This is a genomic window from Kitasatospora sp. NPDC056138 (assembly GCF_042264695.1).
Classification (GTDB): Bacteria; Actinomycetota; Actinomycetes; order Streptomycetales; family Streptomycetaceae; genus Kitasatospora.
Genome location: NZ_JBHJVK010000045.1, coordinates 60,243 through 72,231, shown reverse-complemented (window position 1 = coordinate 72,231; position 11,989 = coordinate 60,243). Strand labels below are relative to the sequence as shown.

The 11,989-nt window shown below is 70.3% G+C and carries 9 protein-coding genes; 1 reads left to right on the top strand and 8 read right to left on the bottom strand.

Translation table 11 applies throughout. The features are described from left to right. Positions 1–336, top strand: a 336-nt coding sequence (locus ACFC1R_RS25255; protein WP_375942225.1) for an oligopeptide/dipeptide ABC transporter ATP-binding protein, incomplete at its 5' end; no start/stop codon positions are given. A gap of 76 nt (positions 337–412) precedes the next feature. On the opposite strand, the gene ACFC1R_RS25250 is transcribed toward ACFC1R_RS25255, so the two are convergent. From ACFC1R_RS25250 to ACFC1R_RS25215, 8 genes are all read right to left on the bottom strand, one after another. Next, positions 413–2,110, bottom strand: coding sequence for an ABC transporter family substrate-binding protein (locus ACFC1R_RS25250; RefSeq protein ID WP_375942223.1), 1,698 nt, complete (start codon positions 2,108–2,110; stop codon positions 413–415). A gap of 139 nt (positions 2,111–2,249) precedes the next feature. Beyond that, positions 2,250–4,400 (bottom strand): dipeptide ABC transporter ATP-binding protein, encoded by a 2,151-nt coding sequence (locus ACFC1R_RS25245; RefSeq protein ID WP_375942222.1) that lies wholly within the window; start codon positions 4,398–4,400, stop codon positions 2,250–2,252. Further along, positions 4,397–5,431: an ABC transporter permease gene (locus ACFC1R_RS25240; RefSeq protein ID WP_375942220.1), complete on the bottom strand. Its 1,035-nt coding sequence runs from the start codon at positions 5,429–5,431 to the stop codon at positions 4,397–4,399. The genes ACFC1R_RS25245 and ACFC1R_RS25240 overlap by 4 nt, the downstream gene beginning before the upstream one ends. Before the next feature lie 49 nt (positions 5,432–5,480). Next, positions 5,481–6,458: an ABC transporter permease gene (locus ACFC1R_RS25235; protein WP_375942218.1), complete on the bottom strand. Its 978-nt coding sequence runs from the start codon at positions 6,456–6,458 to the stop codon at positions 5,481–5,483. A gap of 559 nt (positions 6,459–7,017) precedes the next feature. Beyond that, the gene (locus tag ACFC1R_RS25230) at positions 7,018–9,426 is read right to left on the bottom strand and encodes a peptidoglycan binding domain-containing protein (RefSeq protein ID WP_375942216.1); all 2,409 of its coding nucleotides are present in this window, start codon (positions 9,424–9,426) and stop codon (positions 7,018–7,020) included. A 668-nt stretch (positions 9,427–10,094) separates the two neighbouring features. After that, on the bottom strand, positions 10,095–10,574 hold the full coding sequence (locus ACFC1R_RS25225) for a DUF6113 family protein (RefSeq protein WP_375942214.1): 480 nt from the start codon (positions 10,572–10,574) through the stop codon (positions 10,095–10,097). Then, positions 10,571–11,530, bottom strand: coding sequence for an N-acetyl-1-D-myo-inositol-2-amino-2-deoxy-alpha-D-glucopyranoside deacetylase (gene mshB, locus ACFC1R_RS25220; protein ID WP_375942212.1), 960 nt, complete (start codon positions 11,528–11,530; stop codon positions 10,571–10,573). Before mshB ends, ACFC1R_RS25225 begins: the two co-directional genes overlap by 4 nt. A 107-nt stretch (positions 11,531–11,637) precedes the next feature. Next, positions 11,638–11,832 (bottom strand): hypothetical protein, encoded by a 195-nt coding sequence (locus ACFC1R_RS25215; RefSeq protein WP_045298568.1) that lies wholly within the window; start codon positions 11,830–11,832, stop codon positions 11,638–11,640. Between the last annotated feature and the right edge of the window lie 157 nt (positions 11,833–11,989).

Genomic DNA, 11,989 nt, shown 5'->3' with positions numbered 1-11,989 from the left:
TCGGACCGGGTGGGTGTGATGTACCTGGGCAAGATGGTGGAGATCGGGTCGGACGAGGAGATCTACGAGCACGCCACCCACCCGTACACGCAGGCACTGCTCTCGGCGGTGCCGGTGCCGGATCCGTCCGGGCGTGAGGGTCGTGAGCGGATCATCCTGTCCGGGGACATCCCCTCGCCGGCGAACCCGCCGTCGGGCTGCCGCTTCCGTACCCGCTGCTGGAAGGCACAGGAGCGGTGCTCGACCGAGGTGCCGCTGCTCGCGGTGCCCTCGCTGGAGGGTCCGGCGGCGCACGAGTCGGCCTGCCACTTCGCCGCGGTGCGGGTGGAGGCGTAGCACGGACGACGGGACGGGCCCGGAGGGAAGATCCCTCCGGGCCCGTCCCGTTGAGCGGCTCAGGGTCGAGCGGTCATCACTTGGTGAAGCCGATGTTCTCGTAGACGTAGTCCGCGAGGCCCGGGGCACCGAGGTTGGCGACGGCCTTCTTCACACCGAAGATGGCGGGGCGCTGGTACAGCGGGAGCAGGCCGGAGACCTTCCACGCCTCGGCGTCCGCCTGGTTGATCGCGGCGAACTCGGCGTCCGTGGTGGAGGCGGCGACGGCGTCGTTCATCGCCTTGTCCAGGGCGTCGCTGCCGACCTGGGAGTAGTTGGCGCCACCGTTCTGGGCGTAGTTGGCGGTCGAGGAACCGGCCGGGAACGGGGTGCCGATCAGCGAGAAGGCGGTCATGTCGAAGTCGTACTTGTAGATGTACTTGTCGAAGAAGTCGTTCGACGGCGCGGTGAAGATGGTGAGCTTGACGCCGATCTGCTGCAGCATCTGGGTCAGCATCGAGCCTTCGTTGGTGGCCACGCTGACACCGGCCGGGATGACGAACTTGAGCGCGAGCTCCTTGCCGTCCTTCTTGCGGACGTCGCCGTCCATCTTCCAGCCGGCGTCGTCCAGGGCCTTCTTGGCAGCCTCGGGGTCGAACTTGCTCAGGCCGCCCGAGTTGTCCTTGTAGCCGTTCTGGCCGGGCACCAGGAAGTGGTTGTTCATCGGCTCGGCCGGCCAGCCCAGGCCGTTCAGGTCCGACTTGGCGATGGTCGAGCGGTCGACGGCCTGGAAGATCGCGGCGCGGACCTTGGGGTCGGTCAGCATCGGGCTCTTGCCGTTGAGCATGATGTGGCGGTAGTTCGGGCCGCCGGCCTCGCGGACCTCGCCGTCCTTGGTCGCCTGGATCTGCTTGAAGCCGGAGGCGTCCGGGCCGTTGTTGTAGAAGTCCACCTCACCGTTGGCGAACGCCTGCGGCATGGTGTTGGTGTCCATCGCCTTGAAGACGATCTTGTCCAGCGTGGCCTTGTCGCCCCACCAGTTGGGGTCGGCCACCACGGTGACGGTCTTCGCGGTCTGGTCGATCTTGTCCAGCTTGAACGGACCGGCGGTGACCGGGATCTTGTCCACGTACGCGGTGTTGAAGACGTCCGGGGTGGCGACGTACTTCGCCGGCATCAGCGGCGCGTTGGCGGCGTTGTTGAACATCGACTGCCACTCGGAGTACGGCGTCTTGAACGTCATGATCGCCTGGTAGTCGTCAGCACCCTTGACGACGCTGTCGACCTGGTCGAAACCGGTGGTCGAGGTGGCCTTGAAGTCCTTGTTCTGGCCGTTCTGCGCCTTGACGTTGGCGTCGATGTCCTGCCAGGTGATCGGGGTGCCGTCGGACCACTTGGCCTTCGGGTTCAGGGTCCAGGTGACGACCTGCTTGCCGTCCTTGGTCTCCGCCTTGGCGTCCAGCAGGTACGCCTTGTTCGGGGTCTGGGTGCCGCCCGCGTCCGAGCGCCAGAAGGTCGGCATGAGCGCCTTCATGACATCGGTGGTGGAGGTCTCGTTGCCGTCCGCCTCGATCGGGCTCCACTGCGAGGAGAGCTGGTCGATGGCCCAGTTGAGGGTGCCGCCCTGCTTCAGGTCGGCACGGTCCTTGGCGTTCATCGCGCTCTGGGTCATCTTCGGCGCCTCGGAGGCGGCCGGGGCGGCCGAGTCGCTCTTGCTGCTGGAGCAGGCGGTGAGGGACAGCGAGGCGGCGGCGATGGTGGCGACCAGCGCGACCGGGATCCGGTTGTGCTTCAAGGGGTTCCCCCTGGTGGTGTACGGATATCGGTGAGTAGGCCCGGCAGCGTCAAGGCGACGGGTGGTGCCGGTGGAGCTATGGGGCGGTGCTTGGGCGGTGCTGGTGGTGCAAGGCGCCTGGGGCGCAGCTCGGTGGGGGTCAGATCACTTCGAGGGCACGGGCGTAGTGGCAGGCGGCCGAGTGGTCGGTGCCGAGCCGGTCGCTCGCGGGGTCCTCGTCGCGGCAGCGAAGCTGCTCGTCCTCGCTGAGGGTGAGGTACTTCGGGCAGCGGTTGCGGAACCGGCAGCCGCTCGGCACGTTGGCCGGGCTGGGCAGGTCACCGGTGAGCAGGATCCGGGTCCGCTCGCGCTCCTTGCGCGGGTCGGGGAGCGGTACGGCGGACAGCAGAGCCTGGGTGTACGGGTGGGAGGGGGCTTCGAAGATCGACTCGGTGTCGCCGACCTCGACGATCCGGCCGAGGTACATCACGGCGATCCGGTCGGCGATGTGCCGGACCACGGAGAGGTCGTGGGCGACGAACAGGTAGCTGAGGCCGAGCTTGTTCTTGAGCTCGTCCAGCAGGTTCAGCACGCCGGCCTGGATGGAGACGTCCAGGGCCGAGACCGGCTCGTCCAGGACGACCAGCTTGGGCTCCAGGGCCAGGGCGCGGGCGATGGAGATGCGCTGGCGCTGGCCGCCGGAGAACTCCTGCGGGTAGCGGTCGGCGTGGTCGGGCTTGAGGCCGACCAGCTCCAGCAGCTCGGGGACCCGGGCGGCGATCCTGGCCTTGTCCCAGCCGTGGGTCTTCAGCGGCTCGGCGAGGATGTCGCCGACCGGCATCCGGGCGTCCAGGGCGGCCATCGGGTCCTGGAAGACGATCTGCATGTCCCGGCGGAGCGCCTTGCGGTCGGCCCGGTTCATGCTCTTGGTCTCCTTGCCGAAGACCGTGACGGTGCCGACCTGGTCCTTGGGCAGGTCCAGGATCTCCAGCAGGGTGGTGGTCTTGCCGCAGCCGGACTCGCCGACCAGACCGAGCGTCTCGCCCTCGCGGATGTCCAGCGAGATGCCGTCGACGGCCTTGACCACACCGACCTTGCGCTTGACGACCGCGCCCTTGCTGAGCGCGAAGTGCTTGGTCAGGTTGTCGAGTTCGAGGACGGTGGCACGCTCGGCGCGCGGGCGCTGCTCCAGTGCGGAGAGGGCGGGGACCTCGGGAACCGGGTAGATGGTGGCCGGGTCGAGGGCCTCGCCCAGCTCGTGGCTGCGGTGGCAGGCGGTCGGGTGGGTGCTGCCCTCCTTGACCGACAGCATGGGCTCCACCTCGCGGCAGCGCTCGACGGCGATCGGGCAGCGGGCCTCGAACGGGCAGCCCTGCGGCAGCTCGACCATCGACGGCGGGGTGCCCTCGATCGGGGTCAGCGCGCGGCGCTCGGTGTCGTCCAGTCGCGGGATCGAACCCAGCAGGCCGATGGTGTACGGCATCCGGGGCGTGTAGTACACCTCGTCCACGGTGCCGGCCTCGACCGGCTTGCCCGCGTACATCACCTGGACGCGGTCGGCGAAGCCGGCGATCACGCCGAGGTCGTGAGTGATCATCACGATCGCGGCGCCGGTGACGTCCTGGGCCTTCTTCAGGACTTCGAGCACCTGGGCCTGGATGGTCACGTCGAGCGCGGTGGTCGGCTCGTCGGCGATGATCACCTTGGGGTCGTTGGCGATCACCATGGCGATCATCGCGCGCTGGCGCATGCCGCCGGAGAACTCGTGCGGGAAGTTGTCCACCCGGCGCCGCGGGTCCGGGATGCCGACCAGGTCGAGCAGTTCGACGGCGCGCTCGCGGGCCTTCTCCTTGCTCAGCTCCTGGTGGATCTGCAGGGCCTCGACGATCTGGGTGCCCACGCTGTAGACCGGGGTGAGCGCGGACAGCGGGTCCTGGAAGACCATGCCGATGTCCTTGCCGCGGATCTTGGACATCTCGTTGTCCGAGAGGCCGAGCAGCTCACGGCCGCCCAGCTTGATCGAGCCGGAGACCGCGGCGGTGTCGGGCAGCAGGCCGAGCACGGCCATCGAGGACACCGACTTGCCGGAGCCGGACTCGCCGACGATGCCCAGCACCTCGCCGGGGCGGACGGCGTACGAGACGCCGCGCACGGCGCGCACCTCGCCGGCCTCGCTGGGGAACGAGACCTGCAGGTCGCTGACTTCGAGGATGGGCTGAGCCTTGTCCAGCCGGGTGTCGGTCACCGGTCGGAGTCCTTCCTTGGTACGGGTGCTGTCCGAGGGCTGCGAGGAGTCGTTCGCGGCCGTCATGAGGTGCTCAGCACATCGGTAGAGGTGCTCGGGCCCTGCAGCTGGTTGGACAGGTTGGTCGCGCCGGCCTTGGTCTCACCGGTCTTCTTGATCTTCTTGGCCTTGGCCTTGGCACCGGAGGCGTTCGGGTCGAGGGCGTCACGCAGGCCGTCACCGATGAAGGAGACCGCGATACCGATCAGCACCAGGCAGCCGGCCGGGAAGTAGAACAGCCACGGGAAGGTCGGGGCGTTGGTGGTGTTGTCGGCGATGATCGTGCCGAGCGAGACGTCCGGCGCCTGGATGCCGAAGCCCAGGAAGGACAGGCCGCTCTCGCCGATGACCGCCGCGCCGACCTGGATCACCGCGTCGATGATCAGCAGCGAGGCCATGTTCGGCAGGATGTGCCGGAAGATGATGACCGGTCCCGGCACGCCCATGTACTTGGCGGCCTTGACGAACTCCCGGTCCTTCAGGGTCATCGTCATCGAGCGCACCACGCGGCCGGTGATCATCCAGGCGAACGCCGCCAGCAGCACCACGAAGATCAGCCAGCTGGCCTTCTGGAACAGCGGCGAGAGCACGGCGATGATCAGGAAGCTCGGCAGCACCAGCAGCAGGTCGACGCCCCACATCAGGACCCGGTCGATCCAGCCGCCGTAGTAGGCCGAGACGGCGCCGACGACCGCGGCGACCAGGGTGGTGATGGCACCGACCAGCAGGCCGATCACCAGGGACTTCTGCAGACCGCGCATGGTGAGCGCGAAGAGGTCCTGGCCGCCCTGGTTGGTGCCCCACCAGTGGTCGCCGCCGGGCGCGGCGTTGAAGGCCATGTAGTCGTGGAAGGTGTAGTCGTACTTGTCGAACAGCGGGCCGACGTAGGCCGCCAGGAAGAGCAGGACCAGGATGCCCAGGCCCACCAGGGCCATCCGGTTGCGGGCGAACCGGCGGACGGTCAGCCGGGCGCGGCTCTGCCGCTTGGGCTGGCGCTCACCGGCGGTCGCGGTGGCGATTTCGACGACTGCCGTATCGGTCGTGGGCTGCGTGCTCATGGCTTCTTCTCCTCTGCTGAGTACGGGACGTGATGCTCGGTCGGGTGCGTCAGCGCACCCGGACGCGCGGGTCGAGCGCCGCGTACATCAGGTCGGAGAGGATGCCTGCGATGAGCACCAGGACGGCGGTGAACAGGGCGACCGCGGCGGTCGCGTTCACGTCGTTCCGGGTGATCGCGGTGATCAGCAGCTCGCCCATGCCGTGCCAGCCGAAGGTCTTCTCGGTGAAGGTGGCCCCGACGAACAGCAGGACGATGTTGTAGACCAGCAGCGGGACGACCGGCAGGATCGCGGTCCGCAGACCGTGCTTGACCAGGGCGGCCCGGCGACGCAGGCCCTTGGCCCGGGCAGTGCGCAGGAAGTCGCTGCCCAGCACGTCGAGCATGGTGCTGCGCTGGTAGCGGCTGTAGAGGCCGACCTGGATCAGAATCAGCGTCAGACCGGGCAGCAGCATGTGCTCGGCACGGTTCCCCAGCGCGGCGAAGTCCCAGCGCCCGGCGAACTCGGGGTCGGTCTCACCGGTGAAATGGATGGTGCCCGCGCCGAGGAACTGGATCGACGCCAGCTTCAGGAACAGGCCGAGCACGAAGGTCGGCATGGCCAGGATGAAGAACGACGCCAGGGTGGAGACCCGGTCGAAGAGTTTGTACTGCTTGATCGCACCCAGTGCACCGAGTGCGACACCGCCGATCGAGCCGATCAGCGTGGCCAGCACCAGCAGCCGGGTGGAGACCCCGATCCGGCGCCCGACCTCGTCGTTGACGGGCGAACCGTCGATGGTCTTGCCCAGGTCACCGTGGACGACACCGTTCGCCCAGGTACCGAACCTGGTGACGATCGGCGTGTTCGGGTTCATGTTCACGTCATCGAGGGTCTTGTAGATAGTGACCTTCGACAGCGGAGGGTTGCGACCTTCGTAGTTCGCCTGCGGGTGCAGGCTCAGGCCTGCTACGAAATATGAGAGGGAGGCGGCAAGGACGACCAAAATCAGATTATTGGCCAGCTTGCGCAGCAAATAGCGACCCAAGGTGGTTCTCTCCCTCGTGCGGTCCCGCGTTCGCCGACTGCACAAGGCCCCGGCTGCGCGATCCGTAAGGATGGCGGGTCCCGCACTTGGTGCTGAGGGGCGTCTCGGATGTCGGACTGTTGGTCAGAAATGCGCCGGCCGCTGTGGAACGGCTTGCTGCCACATCTTGCTGACCTCGTGAACGCTTGTCGACCGGCGTGGGATCAATTATTGGTAACGCCGCACCCAATGCACGAGGTCGAGGGCCGTTTTGACCATCGGTTCATGGGCTCAAGACGCAGGCTGCGGGCCATATTTCAGGTCTGAATGCCCTCGGAACACAAGGTTTCGCAGCCGTGCGATGTTTGATGCACTATGTCCGGTTATGAACCGCCACTGGCGAGGACTCGCCAGCTGGGCCCGGGAAACGGGACTGTCCGTTATCGCGCGTATATGTCCCGTGTTCGAGCAATTGCGGCCGTCGCAGGGGGTATCGGCGGAATGTGAACGGTGTGGGGCCGGGCACGCCCGAGGCCGGGACCCGCGAACGGATCCCGGCCTCGGAGTGCGGTGGAGCGGGTCAGATCTGGAAGCGGTACACCCGGTCCTTGGCGGCGCTCTTGTCGATGACGGAGGCGATGCCCTCCGCGACGTCCTGCGGTGTGACCTGCACCAGGGCGCCGTTCTTCTTGATCTTGACCTTGTCGAAGGCGACCTTCTTCAGGGCGTCGTTCAGCTTGTCGAGGTCCCACTTCAGGGCCATCTTGCCGGAGTCGTCCGGCGCCAGGGTGAGCGCCTGACTGGCCGTCACCTTGCCGAAGTCGAACTTCTTGGTGCCCGCGTAGACCGACACCGTCCCGTTCAGCACCGACTTGCCGAGGCCGTCGGCGGCGGCCTGCAGGGCGTCCGCGGTGACCTTCGGCTGGGCCGCGGCCACCGGTACGGTCACCACCGCGTCCGGCTTGCCGGCGGCCCGGTCCCGGTACGCCTGCTCGATCAGGTCCATCGCGGCGTTGGCGTCCACGGCCTGCCCCGCCTTGCCGGGGACCACCTCGGTCTGGCCGTCGGCCGTGAAGCGGACGTAGCCCTCCTGGAGGCCCTGGCTGGACTTGCCGCCGAGGGAGTCGAGCGCGGCCTTCAGCTTCGCCCGGTCCACCTTCACCTCGGGCTCGACGGCCGTGCTGCCGCCCTTGAGCGATCCGATCACCTGGACCGGGTTGTAGCTGTGCTTGGTCAGCCCGTCCACGGTGGCCGTGGTGTCGAAGCTCAGACCGGCGGTGGACGGGTCGAGATCGACCGTCTGGTCGCCCAGCTTGAGCTTCAGCGGCGCCTGCCCGGCCTTGCCGACCGAGTCGTCCAGCATGCTCACGGCCTGGTCGCGGGAGTCGCCGCCGATCTCCGTGCCGAGCACCGTGGTGCCCTTGGGGATGTCGGCCTGATTGAGCATCAGTCCGGTTCCGTACGCGGCGGCCCCGGCGAAGAGCACCCCGCCGACCGCGTAGGTGGCCAGCTTGCGGCCGCGGCCGCGACGGGGCTTGGCGGCCGGGGCGGACTCGGACGCGGGTTTGGGCTGGGCGCCCTTGTCGTCCTTGCCCTTGTCGTCGCCGTCGCCCTTCGGGGCGGCCGGACCCTGGGAGTCCTCGGGCTTCTCGGCGTCCGGTGGGACGGACCCGAAGCCCGGGGCGCCCGGCGCCCGCCCGGCGCCCTGCGGCTGACCGGAGAAGGGCGACGGGCCAGGGGCGGCGGCTGCGCCCGGTGCGCCGGGGAACGGCGAGGCCGGTTCGAAGCCCGGCGTCTCGGCGAAGCGGCCCTGGGTGGGCCGGCCGTCAGCGAAGGGGCGGGCCCGGTCGGAGGCCGAGGGGCCCTTCGGGCCGGGGCGGCCGGGAGCGAAGGGATCGGTGCCGGGCGCCCCAGTGGGGGCCGCGCCGAACGGACCGGCCGCGGGCAGCCCGGATATGGCGGCCGACTGCGGGTCCTCACCGATCGGGTCGAAGCCGCCGACCTGGGTGTCCTCCGGCCCACCGGCGGGCGCGGCCGGACCGGTGGCCGAATCGGTGCCCCTGGGTGCGGCCTGACGGCGTGGCGCCGCGGCATCGGTCCGGAACGGGTCCGCCTGGCCGGGACCGGGCGCGAACGGGTCGGCCTGCGCCGGTCCGCCGGCGAAGCGGTCGCCCTGGCCGGGGCCGCCGGCGAAGCGTCCGCCCTGGCCCGGGTTGGGCGCGAACGGGTCGCTCTGGGCGGGACCGGGCGCGAACGGGTCGCCCTGCGCCGGACTCGGCGCGAACGGGTCCGCCGGGGCCTGGCCGCCGGCGAAGCGCCCACCCGGCGCCGGGCTGCCCGCGAACGGGGCCCCCTGGGCGGGGTTGCCCGCGAACGGGTCGTTCCGCGCGGGGTTGGGCGCGAACGGGTCGGCCGGGGCCTCGCGGTAGGGGGCGGCGGAGTACGGGTCGTTGGGGACCGGCCCGCCCGCGCCGAAGGGAGCGCCCTGGCCGGGGCCCCGGCCGACGCCCCGCCCGGCGTCCGGTGCGAACCCGGCATCGCCCTGCCGAGGCGGCCGGCCGGCCGCGAACGGGGAGGCGGGGGTGCCGGGCAGCTCCTGGCCCGGAGCGCCCTGACCCGGCATCGGGTACTCCTGGGCGGGCAACTGCTCCTGGCCCGCCCGCGCGGCGGCCTCGGCGCCCGCGCCCGCGGCTTCGGTGCCCTGGCCCGCCTGCGCCGGCTGGGCGTCCTGCTGGCGGCCCCGCTGGCGCGGGCGGAACCACGCGCCGGTCGCCTCGGGGGAGCCGCCCTGGCTCTCGCCGCCCGGCTGCGGACGGCCGTTCTGCCACTCCGGCGGCAGGTTGGGCGGGGTCGAGGCCCGGGCGGCGGGGTCGATGACCCCGAGCACGGGGGAGGAGGGGGTGCCGGAGCGGTGCCGGGGCCCGTTCGGTCCGGAGGCGGCGGCCGGTTCGGCGGGAGTGCTCTCCTCGTTCTTCACGGTGCTGCGCATCACCACCGGCGGGATCGGCCGGGACCCGGGGATGTTGATCCGGATCCTGGTGGTCAGCGTGGTCTCGGTCTTCGGTGTGTCGTCCTCGCCCGCCCCCGGCTCGGTCGCAGACGGGCCTTCGCCCCTCGGGCCAGGGGCAGCCCCGGGCCCGAACGGGTCGGCGCCGTAGCCGTTCGGGAGGCCCGTGCCGTAGGGCGGGGTGCCCGACGGGTACGCGTCCGGGCCGTCCCCCGGTCGACGACCCGGGGGAACGTCCCGGCCCCCAGGCTGGGGGCGGGAGCCCCCCTGTCGGCGCGACGGGTACGCGCTGTCAGATTCGCGGCTGCTCAATGCTGCTCTGCTCCGGGTTCGCAGCCGCACTGTGGAACGGCGACCGCGGGTTGTGGGGCGTCAGCCCGCTCGGGCGGCCACTGCTGCCGCGCGACGGACCGGACAACCCCTCCGACACCAGTCTTGTTTTCGTGTTGGCTGCGGCAGGCCGCCGACCTTGCGATTGGGTGAAGCTACCTGCTCGTCCCGTGCACCGCATCGACCGGGGCGGTTCTGCCGTTGCACCACCTTACTGGGAAGAAGTGCACGGCGAACTGGTTCGGATAGAACCTGATACGTCCGGGTTCCTCCGGTATGAGCCTACGTGCGGAGCACTCTGACTGCTCGTCGCAGGGGGTTCAGCGCCCCGGTCCGGGGGCTCCGAAACCGAACGCGCTGCGGGTCGGCAGGGTGGCGCAGATCACGCCGCCGACGGCGCCGAGGAAGAGGTAGGCGTACGAGGTGAGATCCGCGGACAGCACGAAGTCACCCTCGGGTCGGGGGCTCATCAGCACCAGCAGCATCAGGAACCAGCCCCCCAGCGGAACTCCCGCGCCCAGCTTGGTGCCGGTGAGCCGCAGTCCGCCGTAGAAGAGGCCGAGGCTGGCGGCCACCGCCAGCAGCATCCCGAACGGCGGCCAGAGGGCCTGCACGAAGCACCCGCAGAGCGAGACCAGCAGGCCGAGGACGAAGAGGAACACGTACGCCACGATCCGGCCGGCGCGCGGGGGCTGAGGCTCGGCCAGCCGCTCGGCCTGGGTGCCGAGCACCCTGGCGGGAAGGCTGCGCTGCCGCACGGTCGGGCCCTTCGCGGGGCTGCCCTTCGGGGGATTGCTCATCGGAGGAACTCCGCGTTCGCCGGGGCGGTGTCCGGACCCGCCGCCTGCCGGCCGGACGTGCCCGGCTCCACCAGGTCGAGACCCGCGAACAGATCGGTCTCGGGGAGCTCGCCCCCCGCTTCACCACGGACCAGCTGGTAGTACTCCCTCGCCACGATCGGCTGCGCGAGGTGGTTGCTGAGCGCGAAGAACTCGCCGCTCACGCTGATCTGGGTGAGGTGGGCCCGCAGCGCGGCCGTCTTCACCGCGGCGTGGGCGGTGCCGTCGACCACGGTGGTGATCACCTCGTCGTCCACCACCCCGGGGATGTCCGAGACCCGGGCCACCCCGGGGAACGGCCTGCGGGCGGCGGCCTCGGCCAGGCCCCGGTCGATCACCGAGCGCGGCATCCTGGTCCAGTAGACCTTGGAGATCCGCCAGGGCGCGCCCAGCTCGGTCCGGTACGCCGGGTCGGCCGCCAGCTCGTACGCGCGCATGGCGACCAGGTGCGCCTTGATGTGGTCGGGGTGGCCGTAGCCGCCGTTCTCGTCGTACGCCACCAGCACCTGGGGCCGAACCTCGCGGATCACCGCGACCAGGTGGCCGGCCGCCTCGTCCAGGTCGGCCCGCCAGAAGCAGCCGGGGACGTCGTTCTCGGGTACGCCCATCATCCCGGAGTCCCGGTAGCGTCCGGGGCCGCCGAGGAAGCGGAAGTCGGCGACGCCGACCGCGCGCATCGCGGCGGTCAGCTCGCCGATCCGGTACCGGCCCAGGGTGTCCTCCCGATCGGCCGTCAGATGGGCCAGCTCGGGTGGGATCACCTCGCCGCCCTCGCCGAGGGTGCAGGTCACCAGGGTGACCGAGGCTCCCTCGGCGGCGTACCGCGCCATCGTGGCGCCGTTGCCGATCGACTCGTCGTCGGGGTGGGCGTGCACCAGCAGCAGGCGCCGGGTGGGCCGGTCGGTGGCAGAGGTCATGGGCAGCAGCCTATCCACCGGGGCCCCGACGGCAGCGCCCGGCGGCCGACGGGTTCCGGGCGGGCCGGCCACCGGGCCGCTCCCTGATCCACCGTCCGCCGGGTCCGCTAGAGCTTCAGGCCATTGAGCATCCCTGCCAGGTTGCTGGTCACCGCCTGGATCGACGGGGCGATGGAGCTGGACGCGAGGTAGAAGCCGAGCAGCGAACAGATGATCGCGTGTGCCAGCTTGAGCCCTGACCGTCGGATCAGGACCACCACGATGACCAGCATCAGCATGGCTGCGGAGATGGACAAAGCCATGACGGCTCACACCCTTTCTCGGGTGCGCCGCCCTCGGCGAGGGCGGCGGTCGGGACGTGCGGGACGAGCTCTTGACCCGGACCGGACGCGGGGCGCGAGCACACCTGGACGCGACGGTTCCGAATCGACCAGACAAGGAATACCCGATCAGTGAGGA